General features: G+C 73.7%; 21 protein-coding genes. 4 read left to right on the top strand and 17 right to left on the bottom strand.

What is annotated here, in order from left to right; genetic code table 11:
* Positions 1-14 precede the first annotated feature (14 nt).
* The 8 genes from ACULK2_RS07225 to ACULK2_RS07190 all read right to left on the bottom strand — a co-directional run bounded on the left by ACULK2_RS07225 (position 15) and on the right by ACULK2_RS07190 (position 8,655).
* Positions 15-977, bottom strand: coding sequence for a glycerophosphodiester phosphodiesterase (locus ACULK2_RS07225; RefSeq protein ID WP_445969203.1), 963 nt, complete (start codon positions 975-977; stop codon positions 15-17).
* Between the two features lie 78 nt (positions 978-1,055).
* The gene (locus ACULK2_RS07220; RefSeq protein ID WP_445969204.1) at positions 1,056-2,555 is read right to left on the bottom strand and encodes an SDR family oxidoreductase; all 1,500 of its coding nucleotides are present in this window, start codon (positions 2,553-2,555) and stop codon (positions 1,056-1,058) included.
* A gap of 76 nt (positions 2,556-2,631) precedes the next feature.
* A complete protein-coding gene (locus ACULK2_RS07215) occupies positions 2,632-2,871 on the bottom strand; it encodes a hypothetical protein (protein ID WP_445969205.1) in 240 nt (79 codons plus the stop codon).
* Positions 2,872-2,881: 10 nt separating this feature from the next.
* The gene (locus ACULK2_RS07210) at positions 2,882-3,742 is read right to left on the bottom strand and encodes an aldehyde dehydrogenase family protein (RefSeq protein ID WP_445969206.1); all 861 of its coding nucleotides are present in this window, start codon (positions 3,740-3,742) and stop codon (positions 2,882-2,884) included.
* Positions 3,739-5,301 carry an aldehyde dehydrogenase family protein gene (locus tag ACULK2_RS07205; RefSeq protein ID WP_445969207.1) on the bottom strand — a complete coding sequence of 521 codons (1,563 nt, stop codon included), beginning with the start codon at positions 5,299-5,301 and terminating at the stop codon, positions 3,739-3,741. The genes ACULK2_RS07210 and ACULK2_RS07205 overlap by 4 nt, the downstream gene beginning before the upstream one ends.
* 20 nt (positions 5,302-5,321) lie before the next feature.
* Positions 5,322-6,329, bottom strand: coding sequence for a deoxyribose-phosphate aldolase (gene deoC / locus ACULK2_RS07200; protein WP_445969208.1), 1,008 nt, complete (start codon positions 6,327-6,329; stop codon positions 5,322-5,324).
* A 33-nt stretch (positions 6,330-6,362) separates the two neighbouring features.
* A complete protein-coding gene (locus tag ACULK2_RS07195) occupies positions 6,363-7,307 on the bottom strand; it encodes a sugar-binding transcriptional regulator (RefSeq protein WP_445969209.1) in 945 nt (314 codons plus the stop codon).
* 118 nt (positions 7,308-7,425) lie between these two features.
* The gene (locus ACULK2_RS07190; protein WP_445969210.1) at positions 7,426-8,655 is read right to left on the bottom strand and encodes an MFS transporter; all 1,230 of its coding nucleotides are present in this window, start codon (positions 8,653-8,655) and stop codon (positions 7,426-7,428) included.
* 170 nt (positions 8,656-8,825) lie between these two features.
* On the opposite strand from ACULK2_RS07190, the gene ACULK2_RS07185 reads away from it, so the two are divergent.
* On the top strand, positions 8,826-9,503 hold the full coding sequence (locus tag ACULK2_RS07185) for a hypothetical protein (protein ID WP_445969211.1): 678 nt from the start codon (positions 8,826-8,828) through the stop codon (positions 9,501-9,503).
* A 47-nt stretch (positions 9,504-9,550) separates the two neighbouring features.
* On the opposite strand, the gene ACULK2_RS07180 is transcribed toward ACULK2_RS07185, so the two are convergent.
* Genes ACULK2_RS07180 through truB form a run of 4 tightly spaced genes read right to left on the bottom strand, consistent with a single transcriptional unit; the run spans position 9,551 to position 12,262 of the window.
* Entirely contained in the window at positions 9,551-10,480 is a 930-nt protein-coding gene (locus ACULK2_RS07180) for a bifunctional riboflavin kinase/FAD synthetase (protein ID WP_445969212.1), read from the bottom strand.
* Complete coding sequence (locus ACULK2_RS07175; protein ID WP_445969213.1) at positions 10,477-10,965, bottom strand: hypothetical protein; 489 nt, start codon at positions 10,963-10,965, stop codon at positions 10,477-10,479. The genes ACULK2_RS07180 and ACULK2_RS07175 overlap by 4 nt, the downstream gene beginning before the upstream one ends.
* 26 nt (positions 10,966-10,991) lie before the next feature.
* Positions 10,992-11,360: a hypothetical protein gene (locus ACULK2_RS07170; RefSeq protein WP_445969214.1), complete on the bottom strand. Its 369-nt coding sequence runs from the start codon at positions 11,358-11,360 to the stop codon at positions 10,992-10,994.
* Positions 11,357-12,262, bottom strand: coding sequence for a tRNA pseudouridine(55) synthase TruB (gene truB / locus ACULK2_RS07165; RefSeq protein WP_445969215.1), 906 nt, complete (start codon positions 12,260-12,262; stop codon positions 11,357-11,359). The genes ACULK2_RS07170 and truB overlap by 4 nt, the downstream gene beginning before the upstream one ends.
* A gap of 59 nt (positions 12,263-12,321) precedes the next feature.
* Here truB and ACULK2_RS07160 point away from each other — a divergent pair, with 59 nt between their 5' ends.
* Positions 12,322-13,326 (top strand): ketopantoate reductase family protein, encoded by a 1,005-nt coding sequence (locus ACULK2_RS07160; RefSeq protein WP_445969216.1) that lies wholly within the window; start codon positions 12,322-12,324, stop codon positions 13,324-13,326.
* 73 nt (positions 13,327-13,399) lie between these two features.
* The gene (locus ACULK2_RS07155; protein WP_445969217.1) at positions 13,400-14,476 is read left to right on the top strand and encodes a hypothetical protein; all 1,077 of its coding nucleotides are present in this window, start codon (positions 13,400-13,402) and stop codon (positions 14,474-14,476) included.
* 35 nt (positions 14,477-14,511) lie between these two features.
* Here ACULK2_RS07155 and ACULK2_RS07150 read toward each other — a convergent pair whose 3' ends face one another.
* Positions 14,512-15,180, bottom strand: a complete 669-nt coding sequence (locus ACULK2_RS07150; protein ID WP_445969218.1) for a nucleoside/nucleotide kinase family protein — start codon at positions 15,178-15,180, stop codon at positions 14,512-14,514.
* A gap of 116 nt (positions 15,181-15,296) precedes the next feature.
* On the opposite strand from ACULK2_RS07150, the gene ACULK2_RS07145 reads away from it, so the two are divergent.
* The gene (locus ACULK2_RS07145; RefSeq protein WP_445969219.1) at positions 15,297-16,205 is read left to right on the top strand and encodes an iron-sulfur binding domain-containing protein; all 909 of its coding nucleotides are present in this window, start codon (positions 15,297-15,299) and stop codon (positions 16,203-16,205) included.
* Between the two features lie 67 nt (positions 16,206-16,272).
* Here ACULK2_RS07145 and ACULK2_RS07140 read toward each other — a convergent pair whose 3' ends face one another.
* The 4 genes from ACULK2_RS07140 to ACULK2_RS07125 all read right to left on the bottom strand — a co-directional run bounded on the left by ACULK2_RS07140 (position 16,273) and on the right by ACULK2_RS07125 (position 21,835).
* Complete coding sequence (locus ACULK2_RS07140) at positions 16,273-16,950, bottom strand: hypothetical protein (RefSeq protein ID WP_445969220.1); 678 nt, start codon at positions 16,948-16,950, stop codon at positions 16,273-16,275.
* A gap of 112 nt (positions 16,951-17,062) precedes the next feature.
* Positions 17,063-18,463 (bottom strand): adenylate/guanylate cyclase domain-containing protein, encoded by a 1,401-nt coding sequence (locus ACULK2_RS07135; RefSeq protein WP_445969221.1) that lies wholly within the window; start codon positions 18,461-18,463, stop codon positions 17,063-17,065.
* On the bottom strand, positions 18,460-20,262 hold the full coding sequence (locus tag ACULK2_RS07130) for an NAD(P)/FAD-dependent oxidoreductase (RefSeq protein WP_445969222.1): 1,803 nt from the start codon (positions 20,260-20,262) through the stop codon (positions 18,460-18,462). Before ACULK2_RS07130 ends, ACULK2_RS07135 begins: the two co-directional genes overlap by 4 nt.
* Before the next feature lie 202 nt (positions 20,263-20,464).
* Positions 20,465-21,835 (bottom strand): MFS transporter, encoded by a 1,371-nt coding sequence (locus tag ACULK2_RS07125; RefSeq protein ID WP_445969223.1) that lies wholly within the window; start codon positions 21,833-21,835, stop codon positions 20,465-20,467.

The following is a 21,835-nucleotide window of genomic DNA, read 5'->3' as shown; positions in this document are numbered from 1 at the left end:
CGCTGCGCGGGGCATCAGGTGCCCGGCGCCGTCGAGGCGATCCACGCGTCGAGGTCGCTCGGCTGGTCGGTGATGATGCCGTCGACGCCGAGCGCGCTGACCTCCTGCCAGCGGTCCTGGCTGTTCAACGTGTAGCAGAGCACCGCGATGCCGGCGGCGTGCGCGGCGTCGATCGCCTCGGGCGCGGCGGTGACGGATGCCGCGGTGGTGCCGAACCCGATCAGCCCGAGCTGCTCGGCGAGCGGGACCGGGTCGGCCGGGAGCTCGCGGATGAGCATGATCCGGGGGGTCGTCGGCGACACGCGCCGGATCGACTGGAGCGTCTCGATGCTGAAGCTCTGCAGGACGACCCGGCCGCGGAGCCCGTGGCGTTCGACGAGGTCGAGCACGATCCGCACCTCGTCGGCCGCCCAGTCCGCCTTGAGCTCGACGAGCGCACGCGCCTCGTCCCGCTCGGCGAGTGCGGCGAGGAACGCGTCGAGCGTGGGGATGCGCTCCCCCGCCCACTCCTCGGAGTACCACGCGCCGGCGTCGATGCGCTCGAGGCGTTCGTGGTCGATCTCCTCGACGCGCAGGTCGCGGCCGGCGATGCGCTCGAGGTCGGTGTCGTGGAACAGCACGGGGACGCCGTCGCGCGTCAGCCGCACGTCGGTCTCGACGTAGGCGAGCTCGTCCATCGCGAGCTCGAGCGAGGGCATCGTGTTCTCGGGCGCCTGGGAGCGGTCGCCTCGATGACCGATGATGGCCGCCGCGTCGCCCGGTTGGCGCAGTGCGCCGAAGACGTCGATGGCGTACACGTCGTTCGGCGTCGACACGCCCCAGAGCGTGGCCGCCATCGCGACCATGCCGGTGACCGCGAGCGGGATGCGCACGAGCGGGCGAGGCGGACGGCCGATGGCGGGGCGGGTGACCTGCTGGGCGCGGGCGCGAGCGGGGGCCGCGGTCGCCGGGTCGACCGCGTCTCGGGTGGGACGCACGAAGGGGGCCTTTCCACGACCCGCGCCGCGTTGCGCGGGACCGTGCAGGTCACCCTAGCAAACGCCGTTACCGTTTCGTTACTTTTTTTCCGCGGCCACCACGTGCCCGGATGCGCCGGTGGTGACGGATGCCTCGGCCTCGGCCGTGATCCGATTGGCCATGCCCGCGAACACGATCCCGTGGAAGGGGAAGACGGCCCACCAGTACAGCCGGCCCGCGAGCCCCTTCGGGAAGTACACGGCGCGCTGCCGGTAGCGCGAGCCCGCGGCATCCGGTTCGGCGGACATCTCGAGCCACGCGCGGCCGGGCACGCGCATCTCGGCCCTGAGCCGCAGGAACCGCGGCCGGTCGATGCGCTCCACGCGCCAGAAGTCGACGGCGTCGCCCGGATGCAGGGTGTCCGGATCGCGGCGACCCCGTCGCAGCCCCACGCCGCCGAACAGCTTGTCGATCCAGCCCCGCACCGCCCAGGCGAGCGGGAAGGAGTACCAGCCGTTCTCGCCGCCGACGCCCTCGATCACGCCCCACAGCGCCTCCACCGGCGCCGTCGACGTGCGCTCGCGGTGATCGGTGTAGACCGTGTGGCCCGACCAGTCGGGATCGCTCGGCAGCGGGTCGCTCGGAGCACCGGCCACCTCGGCGTTCCGCCAGCTCGTCTCGACCTCGCCGACGCGCTCGCGCTCGAGCGCGAGGCGCACGGCCCGGCGATAGGGCGTGAGACCTTCCGGTGGCGGCGGGATGACCTCGTCGATGTCGTGCTCGCGCATGACGCAGTCGAACTGGAGCGACTCGATGATCGGCACCGCGATGCGCCGCGGGATCGGCGTCACGAGGTTCACCCACTGGCCCGCCAGCCAGGGCGTGAGCACCGGCAGCGCCGCGATCGGCCGCTGCCTGAGGCCCGCCTCGACGGCGTAGCCGTTCATGAGCTGGCCGTAGCGGAAGACGTCCGGCCCGCCGATGTCGAACGACCGGTTCACCTCGGGCGGCACCTCGGCCGCGCGGATCAGGTAGTGCAGCACGTCGCGCACCGCGATCGGCTGGATGAAGTTGCGGACCCACCTCGGCGCCGGCATGTACGGCAGGACCTCGGTCAGGTGCCGGATCATCTCGAAGGACGTCGAGCCCGAGCCGATCACGACACCCGCCTGCAGCACGATCGTCGGCACCCCGGAGCCGAGCAGGATCTCCCCCACCTGCACGCGCGAGCGCAGGTGCCGCGACAGCGGTCCGCTCGCGGGGTGCAGCCCGCCCAGGTACACGATGCGCCGCACGCCGTTCCGGCGCGCGGCGCGGGCCATGGTCCGGGCGATCGCGAGTTCGGTCTCCTCGAAGTCGCCGCGACCGCCCATCGAGTGCACGAGGTAGTAGACGACGTCGACGCCGCGCGTGGCCCGCTCGACCGCCGCGGCGTCCGTCAGGTCGCCCTCGACGACCTCGACGTCGGCCGCCCACGGGACGTCGCGGAGCCGCTCCGGCCGCCGCACGACGACCCGGACGTCGTGACCCGCCTCGACGAGGCGCGGCACGAGCCGACCACCGATGTAGCCGGTCGCCCCGGTCACCAGGACGCGCATGGACGACCCTCCCCTCGTCGGGCGCCGCTCGCCGCGTGCGGCCGGTCGCGCGTGGCTGGTCGTGCGCCGCACGGCGTCAGCCGTGCTCGTTCCCCCGACGATAGTTCCCGCTCGCGCGAGCGAGGAGGTGCTGCACCTGTGAATCGTCCGCACGTTGGAGCGCGGCCACGAGCTTCGCCGCGGAGCGGCCGCCCACCGTCATGACGGGGCGGCCGCCGCGGAGCACGATCACCGCGCCGTGCCCGGTCACCCGGTAGTCGAACGGATCGATGACGAGTCGCCCGCGCTCGTCGGAAGCCCCATCGCGTCCGGACATGTGCGGCCGCCTACCGCAGGCTCTTCGTGTGCCAGACCGTCTTGGTCTCCGTGAACGCGGCGATCCGGTCGAGCGTCGGCGCCGCGGCATCCGGTCCGGACTCCGGACGGAGCACGCGCTTCAGCGTGTCGGCCGCTGCGATCTCGAGGTCGACCCAGTCGAGCTCTCCCGCGCCGACGAGGTCGAGCGCGTTGACGTCGGCGTGGCTCGCGAGCCACGGGGCGATCTCGGCGGGCGAGCCCGTCAGCACGTTGACGACGCCCTTCGGCACGTCGCTCGTGGCGAGCACCTCGGCGAGGCTGATCGCCGAGAGCGGGAACCGCTCGCTCGCCACGACGACGACCGCGTTGCCGGCGACGAGCGCCGGCGCGATCGCGGAGACCAGGCCGACGAGCGAGGAGTCCTGGGGCGCCACGATCGCGACGACGCCGGTCGGCTCGGGCACGGAGATGTTGAAGTACGGCCCGGCGACCGGGTTGGCGTTGCCGGCCACCTGGGCGAACTTGTCGGCCCACCCGGCGTACCAGACCCAACGGTCGACGGCCTCGTCGACCTGTGCGCCCGCCTGGGCACGGCTGAGGCCCTCGGCCTCCTCGATCTCCGCGGCGAACTGGGCACGACGACCCTCGAGCAGCTCGGCGATGCGGTACAGCACCTGGCCGCGGTTGTACGCGGTCGCGCCCGCCCACCCGGCGACCGCGCCGCGCGCGGCCACGACCGCGTCGCGCGCGTCCTTCCGGGACGCCTTCGCGGCGTTGGCGAGGAACCCGCCGTCGGCGGACCGAACCTCGTAGGTGCGACCCGACTCGCTGCGCGGGAACGCGCCGCCGATGAACAGCTTGTACGTCTTGGGCACGGCGAGGCGACTCACTTCGCGGCTCCCTTCTTCGCGGGGCGGGCAGGTCGGCGGGTGCGGCGGGCCGGCTTCTCGTCGGCGGATGCCGCGGCGGCGGCCTCCACGGCGCGCGGCGCGCTGCGTCCGGTCGACGTGACCGACGCGGGCGCGAGGTACGCGCCGAGTCCGTGCCGGCCGCCCTCGCGGCCGTAGCCGGACTCCTTGTAGCCGCCGAACGGGCTCGCCGGGTCGAACCGGTTGAAGGTGTTGGCCCAGACCACGCCGGCGCGCAGCTGGTCGGCGACGGCGAGGATGCGGCTGCCCTTGTCGGTCCAGATGCCCGCCGAGAGGCCGTAGGGCGTGTTGTTCGCCTTCGCGATGGCCTCCTGCGGGGTGCGGAACGTGAGCACCGAGAGGACCGGGCCGAAGATCTCCTCACGAGCGATGCGGTTGGAGGTCTGCACGTTCGTGAAGATCGTCGGCGCGTACCAGAACCCGTTCTCGGGGATCTCGCACGGCGCGCTCCAGCGGTCGGCGCCCTCGGCGACGCCCGCGTCGGAGAGCTCGCGGATGCGCTCGAGCTGCTCGCGCGAGTTGATCGCGCCGATGTCGGTGTTCTTGTCGAGCGGGTCGCCGAGGCGCAGCGTCGACAGCCGGGACTTCAATCGCTCGACCACCTCGTCGTGGACGGACTCCTGGACGAGGAGCCGGCTGCCCGCGCAGCACACGTGCCCCTGGTTGAAGAAGATGCCGTTGACGATGCCCTCGATCGCCTGGTCGATGGGGGCGTCGTCGAAGACGATGTTCGCGGCCTTGCCGCCGAGCTCGAGGGTCACCTTCTTGTGCGTGCCAGCGACCTGCTTCGCGATCGCACGGCCGACGGCGGTCGAGCCGGTGAACGCGACCTTGTCGACGTCGTCGTGGCCGACGAGGGCGGCGCCGGTGTCGCCCGCACCCGTGAGGATGTTCACGACGCCCGGCGGCAGGTCGGCCTGCTGCACGATCTCGGCGAAGATGAGCGCGGTCAGCGGCGTCGTCTCGGCCGGCTTCAGCACGACCGTGTTGCCCGCGGCGAGCGCCGGCGCGATCTTCCACGCGAGCATGAGCAGCGGGAAGTTCCACGGGATGACCTGCGCGGCGACGCCGAGCGCGCGCGGGTTCGCCCCGAGGCCCGCGTAGTCGAGCTTGTCGGCCCAGCCGGCGTAGTAGAAGAACCACGCGGCGACGAGCGGCACGTCGACGTCGCGGGACTCCTTGATCGGCTTGCCGTTGTCGAGCGATTCGGCCACGGCGAGCTCGCGGGCGCGCTCCTGGATCAGGCGCGCGATGCGGAAGAGGTACTTGCCGCGGTCGCGGCCGGTCATCCGCGACCAGACGCGGTCGTGCGCGCGGCGCGCGGCGGCGACGGCGTCGTCGACGTCGGCGGCGTTCGCGTTGGCGATCGTCGCGATCCGCTCCTCGCTCGCGGGCGAGATCGACGGGAACGGGGTGCCGCGGCCGTCGACGAACTCGCCGTCGATGAAGAGGCCGTAGCTGTCGCGGAGCGAGAGGATCGCCCGCGACTCGGGAGCGGGTGCGTATTCGAGGAAGCTCATGATTTCGTGGTGCTCTCGTCCTAGTCGATCGTCACGTAGTCGGCGCCGGAGTAGTGGCCGGTCGCCATCTTCTGCCGCTGCAGCAGCACGTCGTTCAGCAGGCTGGAGGCGCCGAACCGGAACAGGTGCGGCTGGAGCCACTCCTCGCCGACGGTCTCGGCGACCGTGACGAGGTACCTGATGGCGTCCTTGGAGGCGCGGATGCCGCCAGCGGGCTTCACGCCGATGCGCTGCCCGGTCATGAGGTGCCAGTCGCGCACGACCTCCAGCATCAGGAGCGTGACGGGCAGCGTCGCGGCGGGCTGGACCTTGCCGGTCGAGGTCTTGATGAAGTCCCCGCCGGCGAGGATCGACAGCCACGAGGCGCGGCGGACGTTGTCGTAGGTGACGAGCTCGCCGGTCTCGAGGATCACCTTGAGCGAGGCGCTCGTGCCGTCGGCCCGGCGGCACGCCTCCTTGACCGCGGCGATCTGGTCGAAGACCTGCCCGTAGCGACCCGCGAGGAACGCACCGCGGTCGATGACCATGTCGATCTCGTCGGCGCCGTTCGCGACCGCCTCGGCCGTGTCGGCGAGCTTGATCTCGAGCGAGGACCGACCGGAGGGGAACGCGGTCGCGACCGCGGCGACGGAGATGAGGCCGTCGTCGGGGTCGCCGTGCGCCGAGCCGAGGGCGTCGACCGCGTACGGGACCATGTCGCCGTACACGCAGACGGCCGCGACGCGCGGGGTCGTGGCATCCGCCGGGTCGGGGTTCACGGCCTTGGCCACGAGCGAACGCACCTTGCCGGGCGTGTCGGCGCCCTCCAGCGTCGTGAGGTCGATGAGCGAGATGATCCGGTCGAGCGCCCACTTCTTGGACGTCGTCTTGATCGAGCGCGTGCCGAGGCCCGCGGCGCGCTGTTCGAGGCCGACGGCGTCGACGCCGGCGATGCCGTGGAGGTACCTGCGGAGCGTGGCGTCGTCGGGCTCGCCGCCGAGGACGGCGAGCGCGCGCTCGCGCGCGGTGACGAGGGAGGTGCCGGACATGGTGGGTGACCTGTCTTTCGTGGTGCGGCCGGATCAGCCGTCGAGGAGGTGGAGTGCGGTCGCCTCGTCGGTGACGAGGACGGAGCAGAGGCCGGAACGCACGACCGCGTCGGTGACGGCGTGCTTGCTCCGCCCCGCGATCACGGCGATGCGGAGGTGTCCGTCGCGGAGCTGGTCGAGCGTGAGCCCGACCGTCCGGGCGTCGAGGGCGGGGTCGACGATGTTGCCCTCGGAGTCGATGTAGCGGCCGACGACGTCGCCGACGGCGCCCTTCTGCACGAGCAGGTCGACGTCGGCCTCGGTGAGGTAGCCGCTCTCGATGTGGACCGAGGTGTGGTCGGCCGGCCCGGCGCTGAACAGGTACGCGTCGGCGGACCGGGCGAGGTCGATGACGCCCGCGACGACGCGATCGGACTCGATCGCCTCCTTCGTCGCGAGGTGCTCGAGGATGGCGGGGCTCGGCAGGAGGGTGGCGCTGCCGCCGCCCTTCTGCGCGATGGCGACCGCGGTGGCCGCGGCAGTGCCGGCGCGGCGGTTGAGGCTCACCCCGCCGTTGATCTGCACGACGTTGACACCCGTCGCCCAGCCGTTGCGGAGGTGCTGCGAGATCTCGAAGAGCGTGCGGCCCCAGCTCACGCCGAGCGTGCGGGGCACGGGCCGGAGCGCGGTCAGGTAGTCGGCCGCGGCCTGCGCGGTGCGCGACTGCAGCTCGTCCGGCGAGGCGACGCCGGCCGAGGAGACGACGATCGCGTCCTCCAGGCCGCGCTCCTCGCGCAGGCGCCGCTCGATGGGCAGGCGCCTGGCCCGGGGGTGCAGGATCTCGATGCGGATGAAGCCGCGCTGCTTCGCCTGGGCGAGCAGTCGCCCGACCTTCCAGCGCGTCAGGCGCAGGGCCTGGCCGATCTCGTCCTGCGTCTTGTTCTCTTCGTAGTAGAGCTCCGCCGCGCGGATCGAGAGGAGTTCGTCGGTCTCGTCCATTCGTCTCCTTCCGCCTCATCCAGCGTAGGCACGCCCTCGCGCATCGGCAACACTCGCGTGCACTTCTGCTCATATGAGCAACGAGCAGCGGATGGCGCGCCCGGATGCGGCGCGGATCTCACCGCACGGCGGCTCGGCGCGCATGCTCGTCCTCGAGGGTGCCGGCACGCGCGACGACGAGCCCTGCGACGAGCGCCGGGACGGCGGTCGCGAGCAGCAGCACGATGGGGGCCGTCCACTCCCCCGTGGCCTCGTGCAGGATCCCGACCGCGACCGGCCCGAGGGCGACGAGGACGTAGCCGACCGACTGGGAGAACCCGCTCAGCGCGACGGAACCGGCGTGCGTCCGCGTTCGCCGGTTCACGAGCACGAGGGAGAGCGGGAAGAGCAGTGGCCCGATGCCGGCGAGCGCGACCCAGAGCCAGGTGAGCACGTCCGGCGCGACGAGCAGGCCCGCCCACCCCGCCGCGAGGGCGGCCGCGGCGATCCCGACCATGGCCCGCACCCGCGCCGGTCGCGTGGCGAGCGGGGGGACGACGAGCGACGCCGGCAGGCCCATCGCGGCGTACAGGGCCACCAGCACGCCGGCGGCGGCCGCGCTCGTGCCCGCGACGTCCGCGAGCATCGTCGGGAGCCACGCGAAGACCGCGTACGCGTTGAAGCCGGCCACCGCGAACATGATGGCGAGCGCCCACGCCATCGGCGACCGGAACGCGTGACGCAGCATGCCGGGCTCGGCCTCCTCCGGGAGCTCGCCCGGCGTCCGTCGACGTGGATGCACGAGCAGCGCCGCCCAGGGCACGAGCGCGACGAGCGCCACGGCCGCCCACGTCTCGAGGGACGTGCGCCATCCGGCGGCCTCGGACACGGGCACGGCGACGAGCGGCGGCACGAACGTGCTCACCGACATGGCCGTCACGTACAGGGCGGTCACGAGCCCGATGCGGTCCGGGAAGTAGCGCTTGACCAGCGGCGGCAGCAGGACGTTGCCGACGCCGATCGCGGCGAACGTGACGGCGCTGGCGGCGAAGAGCCACCAGGACGAGCCCGCGATGCCGCGCGCGGCGCTGCCGAGCACGAGGGCGACCAGCGCGCCGAGGAGCACCGGCTCGAGGCCCGCGCGACGCGTGAGCACGGGCGTCGCGATGCCGAACAGCGCGTAGCAGAGCGGCGGCAGCATGCCGAGCAGGCCCACCATCGCGGTGGAGACCGCGAAGTCCTCCTCGATGAGGCCGAGGATCGGCGAGAGCGAGGCGACGGCCGTCCGCAGGTTGAACGCCACGAGCAGGATGCCGAGGAGCGCCAGGGTGCGACCGTGCCAGAGGGGCCTCGTCGTCTCCGGACTCACCAGCCGAGTCTAGGCCGCACGCATGGCCCGCCGTCCGGCCCCGTGCGGGCGAAGCCGCGGTCGCCACCCGGTCAGGCCGACGCGCGCTCGATCGCCTCGGCGACGTCGGCGCCCGCCCCTCGGCATGCGCGGGCGGGGCCGCTCGGGCGGCACGCGTCTAGGCTGGTCGCGTGGCCGACCTCTCGCGCTATCTGCCGCTCAGCCGTCGCCCCGACGTCGACGAGTCCGGGGTGACCGCCGATCGGCGCACCGAGACCGCCGAGGTGCTCCGGGCCCTGGCCGGCGCGCTGCGCCGGGGTGGCGACGCGCTCTGGGCGACGACGACCGAGCGCGCCGGATGGCGCGTGGCGGATGTCGCCGCGGAACTCGCGACTGGCTTCGACCGCTCGCGCACGCGTCGCGCGGTCGAGGCGGCCGAGCGGTTCGTGCGGGGCGGCGAGGCACGGCGGCTCGAGGAACTCGAGCCGCTCGCGTCGCCGGCCGCCGCCGCCGACGTGTTCGAGGGGCGAGCCGACGAGGTCGTCGCGCGCCGGCGCCCGACCGGCATCCTCGACCTCGACGACGCCGTCGTCGCCGCGCTCCTCGTGGGCGGCGCCTCGGGCGCCGACCTGCCGATCCCCGGGAGGGCGTCGGGGGCCGTCGCGCTGCGGCGAGCCGCGGCGGCCCCGACCGAGATCCGCGCGGTGATCGCCGGGCACGCGCTGCGGGCGACGGATGCCGGGTGGGAGTTCGGGCACGGCAGCCCGCTCGTCGACACCGCGAACGGCCTGCTCCGCTTCCTCACCGGCATCGGCACGGTGGCCCCGCATCCGCCGACCGGCGACGAGCGCGCGACCACCGGGGCCTGAGGGCGCGACCGGGCCAGTCGGCGGGCACCTGCCGCCCGGGCGGACGGTCAGCCGAGGAGCACGCGGGCCCGGTCGACGTCGCGACCCATCTGCACGACGAGCGCCTCGATGCCGTCGAACTTCTCCATGCCGCGGATGCGGTGCGCGAACTCGACCCCGACGAGGTGGTCGTAGAGGTCGAGGTCGCGGTCGAGCACGTACGCCTCGACCTGCTTCTTCGGCACGCCCTCGAAGGTCGGGTTGTCGCCGACCGAGATCGCGGCCGGGTACCGGGTGCCGCCGTCGATGAGCCACCCCGCGTAGACGCCGTCGCCGGGGATGAAGCCCTCGGAGTCGAGCGCGAGGTTCGCGGTCGGGTAGCCGAGCTCGCGCCCGCGCTTGAAGCCGTGCACGACGATCCCGCTGACCGTCGGCGTGTGCCCGAGCAGTTCGGCGGCGTGCTCGACCTCGCCGGCCTCGAGGAGCTGCCGGATCCACGTCGACGACACGCGACGGCCGCCCTCGGGGACGACGTCCTCGACGACGACGACCTCGAACCCGTGCTCCTCGCCCTGGCGACGGAGCATCTCGACGTCGCCCTCGTTGCCCGCGCCGTAGCGGAAGTCGTGGCCGACGAGCAGGACCCGCGCGTCGAGCGCCTCGATGAGGAACCGGCGAACGAACGCGTCGGCGCTGTGCGACGCGAGCGCGCCGTCGTAGTGCAGCAGGACCGTGGCGTCCAGGCCGGTCGTGGCGAGCAGTTCGAGCTTCTGCCGCGTGCTGACGAGCTGCGGCGGGCAACGGTCGGGCGCGTGGAACGCGGCCGGATGCCGGTCGAACGTGACCGCGACGGCCGCGAGGTGCCGGGCCTCGGCGATCTCGCGGAGCTTCGCGATGACGGCCCGGTGCCCCTGGTGCACGCCGTCGAACTTGCCGATCGTGACGGCGGAGGGGCCGTAGTGCGCGGGAACCGCCTCGATCCCCGCGAACGTCCTCACGCGCGTCCCTCCGCGTCGACCGCGGTCGGCGCGACGGTTCCGTCGGCGTGCGCCGCGGCATCCTGCACCGGATGGCGCGCGAGCCACCACATGCCGAGCGGCGGCAGCACCAGCGGGATGAAGAGGTAGCCGCGCCCGAACCACGACCACACGGTGTCGTGCGGGAAGAGGTCGGGGCGGAGCACGCTCAGGAGGCCCACCACGATCACCCCGGTGAACTCGAACACGATCGTCGCCCACGCGATGCGGTACCAGGTGCGCCCCGGGAGCACGAGCGCGACGGTCGCGAGGATGTAGACGACGGCGGCGAGCGCGGAGAGCGAGTAGGCGAGGGGCGCCTCGTCGAACTTCTCGACGATCTGCACGAGCGAACGCCCGGTCGCCGCGAGGGCGAGCACGCCGTACACGGCGACGAGCACCCGGCCGGTGCCGCTGAGTCGCCCGCGGCGACGCGCGTCGGCAGGGGCGGTGGATGTCTCGTTCATGTCGTCCGATTCTCCCAGACCGGGCCTCACGCCTGCTGCACGGTCCATATCTGCAGCATGCGGTAGACCATGACGGCGACCGCGAGCGCCGCGACGCCGCACACGACGGTCGCCCAGCGGCCCCGGTCGACGAGCGCCCAGAACGCCGCGGCGGGCGGCACCAGCACGGCGCTGACGAGGTACACCCAGAACTCGAGCAGGCTGCCGGTGGGCGGATTGCCCGCCGCCGGGGCGACGAGCGCGACGACGACCTGGCCGATCAGCAGCAGCTCCACGAGCGCGAGCGAGCCGAGGACGAGGTCGTTCGGCACCCGCCCGGCGAGGCCGAGCACGATGCACAGGAGCCCGGCGACGACCGCCACCGCGACCTGCACGAAGGCGAACCACTCGATCATGCGCCCTCCTCGGCGGGGAACCCGGTGACGACCTTGAGCTGCGGGCCTCGTCGCTCGACGATCGCGACGAGCACGTCGCCCGGTCCGACGGCGGCGAACGGGGTGCCACCGGGGAGCTCGGCCGTCGCGGCCGGCGCGTCGATGCGCTTGCCGTGGCGGAGGTCGCGCACCGCGTCGGCGCCGATCTCGACGGACGGCAGCGCGCGCCGCGCGGCGTCGGCGGGGGCCAGGCGCGCCGCGGCGACGTCGAGCCCCTCGAGCGCGCCGGCCTCGGCGACGTCGAACCGCCCGATGCGCGTGCGGCGGAGGGCGGTCAGGTGGCCGCCGACGCCGAGCGCGGCGCCGAGGTCGCGTGCGAGCGCGCGCACGTAGGTGCCCGACGAACAGGCGACGCGCACGTCGAGGTCGAGCCATCCGTCGCCCTCGCGCAGGGCGAGCAGATCGAACGCCGAGACCGTCACGGTGCGCGCCGCGAGCGCCACCTCCTCGCCGTCGCGCACGCGCTGGTACGCGCGCCTGCCGTCGACCTTGACGGCGCTGACGGCGCTCGGCACCTGGTCGATCGTGCCCGTGAGCTCGGCCATGCCGGCCTCGACGGCGCTCCGCGAGACGGCGGCGACGGCGACGGCGGACGCCGCGGGCAGCGCCTCGCCCTCGGCGTCGTCGGTCGTCGTGCCCCAGCCGAGGCGCACGGTCGCGAGGTACTCCTTGTCGAGGCCGACGAGGTGATGCAGGAGCCTGGTGGACGTCTCGACGCCGAGGAGGAGCAGGCCCGTCGCCATCGGGTCGAGCGTGCCGGCATGGCCGACCTTGCGGGTCCCGGCGAGGCGACGCACGCGGGCGACGACGTCGTGGCTGGTCATCCCCTGCGGCTTGTCGACGAGGAGGATGCCGCTGTTCACGCCGTACAGGCTAACAGCGCCGAGGGGCCGGGCCCGCCCGGTCGCCCTACGCTGGTGCGGTGAGGATCGGCATCATCGGCGCGGGCGCGCTCGGCGGCACGTTCGCCGCGCTGCTCGCGCGCGCGGGGCACGACGTGGAGGTGACGGCCCGCGGCGCGGGCCTCGAGGCGATCCGCGACGGCGGCATCCGGCTCTCGGGCGGATACGGCGACGCGCACGTCCACCCTGCGGCCGGCGAACGCCTGACCGAGCGGCCCGACCTGGTGCTCGTGTGCACCAAGGCGCAGGATGCCGCGGCGGCGATCGTCGCGAACGGCGCCGCGATCGACGGGGTGCCCGTCGTCGTCGTGCAGAACGGCCTCGACGGCGTCGCGACCGCCGAGCGGCTGCTCCCCCGCTCGTCGTGCATGGGGATGCTCTCGATCATCGCCGCGAACTACACCGAGCCCGGCGCGGTGCGGGTGACGACGACCGCGGCGAGCTACCTCGGGCGCGGCGACGGCCCGCCCGACGAGGAGGTGCGGCGCATCGCGGCCATGCTCTCCGAGGCCGTCCCGATCGTCGCCGTGTCGGACTTCCGCGGCGCGCAGTGGACGAAGCTCGTCGTCAACATGCTGAACGCGGTGCCCGCGATCGTCGGCCGGAGCGTGCAGGAGGTCATCGACGACCCGGCGCTCCGCCGCGTCGTCGCGGCATCGATGCGCGAGTGCGTGCGCGTGGGCGTGGCCCGCGGCATCCGCTTCGGCTCGTTGCAGGGGCTGGGGAACCGGCGCCTGCGCCTCTTCGCCCGCCTCCCGCTGTGGGCCGGCCAGCTGCTGCCGTGGTCGATGCGCGTCCGCATGGGTTCGGTGCCGAACCTCGGGTCGACGCAGCAGAGCCTTCGCCGCGGGCAGCCGACCGAGGTCGACTTCCTGAACGGCGCGGTCGTGCGGGAGGCGGATGCCGCGGGGCTCGGCGCGCCGGTCAACCGCGCCCTCGTCGCGCTCGTGCACGAGGTCGAGGCGTCCGGCTCGTCGTTGCCCCCGGAGCGGGTCGTCGCGGTCCTGCGGACGGACGGCGCGTAGCGGCGCGTCGGCGGGCCGACGCGGATAGGGTGCACCTGCATCCGACCCGACCGACCGACCGAAGCGAGCCGACGTGGAACCCTACGAGAACGTCCCCGCGACCGAAGCGACCGACACGACCGAAGCGACCGAAGCGACCGAGCCCGGCCGGGGCCGCGCGGCCTCCGACCGCGGTGGGACGGCCTCCCGTCCCGTCCGGTGGTGGCTCTGCCTGCTGGTCGGCGCGGCCGCAGCGGTCGTGGGGCTGCTGCCGTGGCTGGTCGGGGGCATGCGGCTCCCGCTCCAGAACCTCTGGGCGACGGACGACCTGCCCGACGCGTACCCGCTCGTGCTCCTGCCGTTCAGCCAGTACTTCCTCTCGACGATCGCGGCGCTGCTCATCGTGGGCGCCGCGTTCGCCGGCATCGCCGCACGGGCCACGCGGCCGCTCCAGCGGCGCTTCGGCGTCGCCTGGGTGCTCGTCGGGCTCCTCGTCGTGCAGGTGACGGCGATCGTGCAGACGACGGTCGCCGTCCGCGACGGCCTCCAGGACCGATTCGAGTCCGACCTCTACCTCGCGGCCCTCGTCGCCGTCGCGGTGCTCGCGAACCTCATCGGCGCGTTCGTGATGATCCTCATCGCTGCCGCGCCGCGCGCCGGCGCCGTCATCGGCCTCGCGATCGCCGCGGTGCCGTCCTCGACCTGGCTCGGCGGGCTGCTCATCCCCGAGCCCGCGTTCGCCGGGCCGGAGGCGGGACCCGCGCTCTTCGTGCTGCGCTGGCTGCCCGCCGTGCTCGTGGGCGCCGCGATCGCGTGGGGCGGCCTCGGCACGGTCGGGCGCGTCATCGCGGCCGCCGTGGCGCTGGTCGTCCTCTGGATCGGTCCCGCGCTCATCACCGCGGTCACGTACGCGGCCGGGAGCCGCGTGCTGCTCCGCGAGCCCGAGGGACTGCTCGACGCCGCGCTCGGCGTGTTCCGTTCCGCGGTCACCATGCCCGAACTCGTGGTGCCGCCGCTCGTCGTCGCGGTCGTGGTCGCCGCGGCAGGGCTCGTCCTGCGCCGGCTCGTGCGGCGAGGTCGCCGGGAGGGCCGGTCGGGCACGGAACCCGGCGCCACGCCGCCATACGACGAGGCCGCGGCATCCGGATCCGGCTCGGCGCCGGCCGGCTGAGCGCCGCGGGCGCGGCGGACTGCAGGCCCGGGTCGTCAGTCGCCGTCGTGCCGGGTGCCCGCCGCCTCGGCCCACGCCTCGTCGGCGGGGCCGTCATCGCTGCCGGCGCCGCCGGCGGTGCCGCGCCGCGGGTGGGCCGGATCCGCGAGGTCGATGACGATCGACGCGACCTCGCGCGGATCGCGCGACGCGTACGCGATGCGGTCCGCGGCATCCGTCGGCTCGCCGTCGACCGCGAGTGCGACGTCCCACCGCTCGCGCAGCCGCTCGCGCAGCAGGAAGCGCCCGTCGAGCACGAGGATGGCGTCGGCGGGGCCGGTGCGCCACTTCGGCTCGACCCACGAATCCCGCGCGAGGTCGAACCCGCGCGTGACGAACGCGGTGGACCCCGCCATCAGGAACGGCTCGACGAGCGTCCGTTCGAGCAGCGACTCGTCGATGCCGTAGCGCCAGTAGCGCTCGGGGGTGTCGGGCCCGTACTCGGCCTGCGCCTCGCGCGACCGGTGGAAATCCTCGACGCTCGCGCGGAACACGGCGAGATCGCGCTCGCGCAGCACGTCGGCGAAGTCGTCGCCCAGCGCGGTCTTGCCGCTGCGGAGCGGCCCGTCGATGGCGACGATCACCCGCCCCCGGCCGGTGCGGGCGAGGAACTCGTCGGCGACTCCACGGAGGAACGCCACCCGAGGCGTGGTGACCAGGCGCATGCTCCGAGCGTACGTCGGCGGGCTCGGCCGCGTCGACCGGCGGCTGGCGATCGCGCGAGGGCGGGCCGTCCCCGCACGACGGGCGGCGGCGGCCCGCGCCGACGTACGCTGGACGGATGCCGACCCTCGCGCCGCACGCGGAGTCAGCGCCCGAGGGCGCGATCGCCGACGCCGTCAACCGATGGTTCGCGCACGCCGCGCGCCCACTCCCCTGGCGGGCCGCCGACATCTCCCCCTGGGCGGTGCTCGTCAGCGAGTTCATGCTGCAGCAGACGCAGGTCGCCCGCGTGCAGCCGCGGTGGGAGGAGTGGATGCGGCGCTGGCCGACGCCGGCGGACCTCGCCGCAGCGCCGCCGGCGGAGGCGGTCCGACTGTGGGACCGGCTCGGCTACCCTCGCCGGGCCCTGTGGCTGCACCGCGCGGCCACCGAGATCGTCGAACGGCACGGCGGTGAGGTGCCGCGCGACCTCGATTCGCTCCTCGCGCTGCAGGGCGTCGGCCCGTACACCGCTCGCGCGATCGCCGCCTTCGCGTTCGCAGAACGCCACCCCGTCGTCGACACGAACACCCGGCGGGTCATCGCGCGCGCGGTGGACGGGGTCGCGGAGGCCGGCCCGCCCGCGACCGTACGGGAACTGGCGTCGATGTCGGCGCTCCTGCCCGACGATCCCGCTGCGGCCCGCACGTTCAACGCCGGGGCGATGGAACTCGGCGCCACGGTGTGCACCGCCCGTGCGCCGCACTGCGACGAGTGCCCGATCGCCGCAGTCTGCGCATGGCGCGCGGCCGGCCACCCCGCCTACGACGGTCCGCGCCGCACGCGGCAGGCCCGATTCGAGGGCAGCGACCGGCAGGCCCGCGGAATGGTGATGCGCGAGCTCCGCAGCGCCCACCGGCCGGTTCCGAGGGACGAGCTCGCCGACGTCGTCACCGACCCGGAGCGCCTCGCCCGCGCGATCGACGGCCTCGTCGCCGACGGACTCGCGGTCCGCGTCGACGGCGGGTTCGCCCTGCCGGAGTCCTGACCGCGGAGCGGTTCGCTCCGGATCGGCCCGGCTCGGACGTGCGGGACGCCTCCGCGTGCGGAGTCGGTCAGGCGAGCTCGTTCGCTCCGTCGGCGGTGGCGATCGGCGGATACCCCATCGAGGCCGCCCATTCGGTCCATCCGGTCGGAACCCAGGACTGCGCGGCGAACTGCGGATGCTGCGGATGACGGGTGCCGGCCCACAGCAGGAAGACGAGCTCGGACCAGTGGCTCACCATCCGCCACGTGACGGGTCCGCCGGTCGAGCGCCCCTGCAGCACGAGGACGTTGAACTCCTCGATCTGCATGAGATCGATGCTGTCCCAGGTCCATCGGTGGATGCCGGTCTGCGTCTGCAGGTAGAAGCCGCGATTGGTCACGGTGATGCCCCCGCCGAACTCGGGCCGCCAGGTCACGCGTGCGTCGGCCAGAGCCCTCGCGCGCCGGTTGGCGTTGGCGATCGCCGAGCCGGCGATGCTGCCGGCCGCGAGTGCCCATCCCCCCGGGCCCGTCCCGAAGGCGATGGTCGAACTGTGCACGTAGCTCCCGTCGCCGTCGGCCCGCATGGCGTCCACCTGCACGGGCCCAGCGACGAATGCCAGCTCATCCGGGTCGATCGCGAAGGACGTCGGCACCCGGTACTCGGGCACCCGCTGGTGTCGCAGGTCGTCGAAGATGTGGATCGTCCGCCACATCGCCGAGTCTGAATCCGTCCAGTGACGCGTCGGTCGTCCCCGTGCCCCCATGCGGAGACTCTATCCACGCACCGGGGCCGGATCGTACCCCGGCGGTGTGCGACGGGGATGCGAACGGCGCTCGGATCGGGCGCACCCGACCTTCTCCGGCGCCGACGAGGATTCACGGTTCGTCGAGGCCGACGAGCTCGAACGCCTCGACGGGCGCGGTGCGCCCCTTCACGGTGAGCGCGCCGAGCGGGCGCAGGGTCGCCGAGCCGCCCAGTCGCCGGGCCGTGCCGGCGCCGATGGCGACCCCGCCGACGGGCGCGGTCCCCTCGAGCCTGGAGGCGACGTTCACGGTGTCGCCGATGACGGTGTACGTGCGACCGCCGCCCGTGCCGAGGATGCCGACGTTCGCCACGCCGGAGTTCACGCCGACGCGGAACCGCGGCCAGTCCGGATGGGCCGCCTGCACCGTCGCCGCCGCCGCCTGCAGCGCGAGCGCCGCGCCTGCCGCGCGTCGGGCATGCGGCGCCTCGCCCGCGGCATCCTCGAAGACGACCATGACCGCATCGCCGATCAGCCGGTCGACCCGGCCCCCGAAACGCTCCACGAGCGGGGGGATCACGTCCGTGAAGTACGCGTTGAGCGTCGCGGTGACCTCGGCCGGATCGTGGCCCTCCGAGAAGTGCGTGAAGCCCGCGAGGTCGGCGAACAGCACCGACACCTCGCGTTCGCCGGCCGCGGTGTCGCGCGTGTAGAGCCCCGCCCAGCGCTCCTCCCTCCACGACCGCTGCGCCGCGATCACGATCACGACGAAGGCCGCGAGCATGAGCACGTGCCACTCCCACCACGAGAGGTGCCAGTTGCGACCGAAGACGACCGCGATCTCGGCCTCGGCGAGGAGCGTGAAGGCCGAGGCGAACGCGAGCGGCAGCGGCGAGGCGGCGTGCCGCGGCATCCGGAGGTATCTGACGACCGCGACGGTGTAGCAGGCGAGGCCGACGACGGCGAGCAGCACGAAGGGGATCGTCATCCGCTCCGGCGGCGCGGCCGCGAGCGGCCCGACCTCGAGGAGCGAGACGACGCCCCAGACGAGCATCGCCGCGACGAGTCCGGTCACCAGCCACGGCGCGAGCCGGAGCACCCGCGCGCCGTGCTCCCCGTCGAGGTCGGCGCTCGACCACGCCGCGAACCCCGCCGCGACGGTGAGGCCGACCGGCGTCGCCAGCTGGAAGCCGGTGTTGCTGCCCGACAGGAGCACGCCCGGCGTCGCGAGCGCGTGCAACGCGAGGAATCCGGCGGCGGCGAGGAAGGACAGCGACACCAGCACCAGGCGCGCGTCGCGCCGCAGCCGGGCCGCAGCGGCGACCGCCCATGCGAGCGCCGCGTTGATCGCGCCCGCCGCGAGCACGAGCCAGAAGTGGGTCGGCTGGTGCTCCCACTCGAGGTCGAGTGCGGGTCGGGCGATGAGCAGCGCGAGCCCGGCGAGCGGGATCGCGAGGAGCACGATCGTCCAGGCGATGCGTCCGGGGGTCGGCGGCGGTGCCGCCGGACCGGTGCCGGGCGCCGGCTCGGTCACGACTTCGGCGCCTCCGCGCCCCGCCGCATCGTCGCGGGGGCTGCGCCGGCGTCCGCACCCGCATCCGATGCGGGTCCGACCCCGAGCGTCGCCGCCGCCGCCGGCTCCTCCGTGCCCGTCTCGACCTCGGCGAGCCGCCGGTGGACGGACGACACGACGACCGACCCCTCGCCGACCGCCGACGCGACGCGCTTGATCGAGCCGCGACGCGCGTCGCCCACGGCGAACACGCCCGGCACGCTCGTCTCATGCGGGAACGGCTCGCGCTCGAGCGGCCACTTCGCCCGCTCGCCCTCGGCGACGACCTCGGGCCCGGTGAGCACGTACCCCCAGCGGTCGCGCAGGATCTCGGGCGGCAGCCATTCGGTGCGTGGCGCCGCGCCGATCAGCACGAAGAGCCCGCCGCACTCCTCGACACGTTCCTCGCCGGTGTCGCGATCGCGCACCCTGATGCGCTCCAGCACGCCGTTGCCGCCACCGCCGACGACCTCGGCGCGCGTGCGCACCGCGACCCCCTGCGCGTCGAGCTGGTCGATGAGGTACTGGGACATGCTGGCCGCGAGGCCGGAGCCGCGGACGAGCACGGTGACGGAGGCCGCGTACCGCGAGAGGTGCAGCGCCGCCTGCCCGGCGGAGTTGCCGCCGCCGATGATCGTGACCCGGCGACCGGCCATGCCCTGCGCCTCGATCGCCGACGCGCCGTAGTAGACGCCGGCGCCTTCGAAGGGCTTCAACTCCTCGACGTCGAGGCGTCGGTACGACACCCCGGTGGCCAGCACGATCGACGAGCAGCGGATGCAGTCCTCCGGGGCGACGCGCACGCGGAAGCCCTCGCCGTCCCGTTCGATGCCGACGGCCTCGCGGGCGTGCGCGAAGCGCGCGCCGAAGACCCAGGCCTGCTGGTACGCGCGCTGCGCGAGCTCCGAGCCCGAGATCCCACGCGAGAACCCCAGGTAGTTCCGGATCAGGGAGCTCGATCCCGCCTGCCCGCCGATCGACTCGCGTTCGACGACGAGCACGTCCAGTCCCTCGGAGGCCGCGTACACCGCCGCCGCGAGCCCGCCCGGGCCCGCCCCGACGACGACCACGTCGGCCTCGCCGTCGAGCGTCGTCGTGAGCCCGTACGCCGCGGCGAGTTCGGCGTTGCCGGGGTCGCGCAGCATGCGGCCGTCGATCAGCAGCACGACGGGGACGTCCGGCACCTCGTCCTCGACGCCGATCGCCGCCAGCCGCTCGCGTGCCGCCTCCGAATCGGGCTCGAGCCACTCGTGCGGCACGCCTCCGCGGGCGAGGAGGCTCCGCAGCTCGTGCGTGCGCGGCATCCCCGCCTTTCCGATCACCGCGACCTCTCTGGGCCGCAGGCCGATCGAGCGCTCCCACTCGAGCAGGAACTCCGTGATCGTGCGGTGGAAGTACTCGTCGGGCGAGTGCCACGGCCGGATGACGTAGTACTCGAGCTCGGCGGCGGCCATCAGCGAGAGGATCTCCTCGCGGACGGCCGCATCGCCCCATTGGCCCCACTCGATGAGGCGTCCGCGCCGGACGTCGGGGAACCAGCGCCGAGCGCGCGAGAACACGGTCCGCCCGTCGAGGTCGCCCGCGCGGTCGGCGAGGATCAGCGCGAGCTGGCCCCCCTCCCCGGCGAGTGACTCGATGCGCTCGGCGGCCTCCTGCTCGTCGTGCGCGGCGACGACCTCGTAGTCGACGCGGTAGCGGCGCTCGAGCTCCGTGACGACGGAGGTTCGCGCGCCGGGATCCCGTGCGACCACGAGGATGACCGGCCGTGCGGCACTCGACATGCGCTCTCCTCCCGCCGGCATGCGGCGATCACCTCTCCGGGTCATCGACCGGGTAGCGTCGACGCCCGCAGTGTACCGCCCGCTCCCTCGCCCTGACAGGGCCGTCGGACCGGTCGCGTGCTGCGCGGGCGAGCGGATGCCCCGGGGCGTCGGCCCCGGGGCATCCGCTCCGGTCCCGGCCGCTCGGACGGCCGGACCCGTTTCAGCCGACGGTCGCGGCCGACTCCGTCCGTGCGCGGTCGGCGGCGTCCACGTCGCGCAGGTCGAGCCCGCGGGTCTCGCGAGCCGCCGCGACCGCGACGAGCGTGATGGCGCACGCGATCGCGACGTAGATCGCGATCGGAACGCTCGAGCCGTACCGGCCGAGCAGGCTCGTGGCGATGATCGGCGCCAGCGACCCGGCGAAGATCGAGGTCACCTGGTAGCCCAGCGAGACGCCCGAGTACCGCATGCGCGTCGGGAACATCTCGGCCATGATCGCCGGCTGCGCGGCGTACATGAGCGCGTGGAACACCAGTCCGAGCGAGATGGCCGCCCAGATGACGATCGGGTTCGCCGTGTCCATCAGCGGGAACGCGAAGAACGCCCACGTCGCGCCGAGGATCGCGCCGGTCGCGTAGACCGGCTTCCGGCCGAAGCGGTCGGAGAGGTTGCCCGCGACGGGGATCACCACGAAGTGCACGAGGTGCGCGGCGACGAGGATCAGCAGCGTGTTCGCCGTGCTCGCCTCGACCACCTTCGTCAGATACACGATCGAGAACGTGACGACGACGTAGTAGAGGATGTTCTCCGCGACGCGGAGGCCCATCGCGGTGACGACGCCGCGCGGGTAGCGCTTGATGACCTCGAGGACGCCGTAGCTCGTCGCCTTCGCCGCGTCGCGCTCGGCCTGCATCTCGAGGAAGATCGGCGCATCGGTGACCTTGGTGCGGATGTACCACCCGATCAGCACGATGACCGCGGAGAGCCAGAACGCCACGCGCCAGCCCCAGCTGAGGAAGGCCTCGTCCGACAGCGTCGAGCTCAGCACGAAGAGCACGAGCGTGGCCAGCAGGTTGCCCACCGGGACGGCGGCCTGGGGCCAGCTCGCCCAGAAGCCGCGGCGCTCCGACGGGCTGTGCTCGGCGACGAGGAGCACCGCGCCGCCCCACTCGCCGCCGAGCGCGAAGCCCTGCAGGAATCGCAGGAGCACCAGGAGCGCCGGGGCCGCGAGGCCGATCTGGGCGTAGGTCGGGAGGCAGCCGATGAGGAAGGTCGCGACGCCGATGAGGATGATGCTGAACTGCAGCATCGACTTGCGGCCGTACTTGTCGCCGAGGTGGCCGAACACGATCCCGCCGAGCGGCCGGGCGATGAATCCGACCGCGTAGGTCAGGAAGGCGGCGATGATGCCGGCGAACGGGTCGTCGGACGGCGGGAAGAACGCCGTGCCGAACACGAGGGTGGCGGCGGTGGCGTAGAGGAAGAACTCGTACCACTCGACGACGGTGCCGGCCATCGACGCGGTGACGACGCGGCGGAGGCCCGACGTCGTGGGGCTCGCGGCGGCGTCCCGTGCGGGTGCCTGGGTCAT

It is taken from the genome of Agromyces molybdatiresistens, assembly GCF_052748445.2.
The sequence above is the reverse complement of the archived record's forward strand: the minus strand, read 5'-3'. Positions and strand labels throughout refer to the sequence as shown.

Coding starts and splice junctions, on each gene's coding strand:
- ACULK2_RS07220 (WP_445969204.1), bottom strand. CDS start 2,555: ATGCGCGTCCTGGTGACCGGGGCGACCGGCTACATCGGTGGTCGGCTC.
- ACULK2_RS07215 (WP_445969205.1), bottom strand. CDS start 2,871: ATGTCCGGACGCGATGGGGCTTCCGACGAGCGCGGGCGACTCGTCATC.
- ACULK2_RS07205 (WP_445969207.1), bottom strand. CDS start 5,301: ATGAGCTTCCTCGAATACGCACCCGCTCCCGAGTCGCGGGCGATCCTC.
- deoC (WP_445969208.1), bottom strand. CDS start 6,329: ATGTCCGGCACCTCCCTCGTCACCGCGCGCGAGCGCGCGCTCGCCGTC.
- ACULK2_RS07195 (WP_445969209.1), bottom strand. CDS start 7,307: ATGGACGAGACCGACGAACTCCTCTCGATCCGCGCGGCGGAGCTCTAC.
- ACULK2_RS07175 (WP_445969213.1), bottom strand. CDS start 10,965: ATGAACGAGACATCCACCGCCCCTGCCGACGCGCGTCGCCGCGGGCGA.
- ACULK2_RS07170 (WP_445969214.1), bottom strand. CDS start 11,360: ATGATCGAGTGGTTCGCCTTCGTGCAGGTCGCGGTGGCGGTCGTCGCC.
- ACULK2_RS07150 (WP_445969218.1), bottom strand. CDS start 15,180: ATGCGCCTGGTCACCACGCCTCGGGTGGCGTTCCTCCGTGGAGTCGCC.
- ACULK2_RS07145 (WP_445969219.1), top strand. CDS start 15,297: ATGCCGACCCTCGCGCCGCACGCGGAGTCAGCGCCCGAGGGCGCGATC.
- ACULK2_RS07140 (WP_445969220.1), bottom strand. CDS start 16,950: ATGGGGGCACGGGGACGACCGACGCGTCACTGGACGGATTCAGACTCG.
- ACULK2_RS07130 (WP_445969222.1), bottom strand. CDS start 20,262: ATGTCGAGTGCCGCACGGCCGGTCATCCTCGTGGTCGCACGGGATCCC.
- ACULK2_RS07125 (WP_445969223.1), bottom strand. CDS start 21,835: ATGACCCAGGCACCCGCACGGGACGCCGCCGCGAGCCCCACGACGTCG.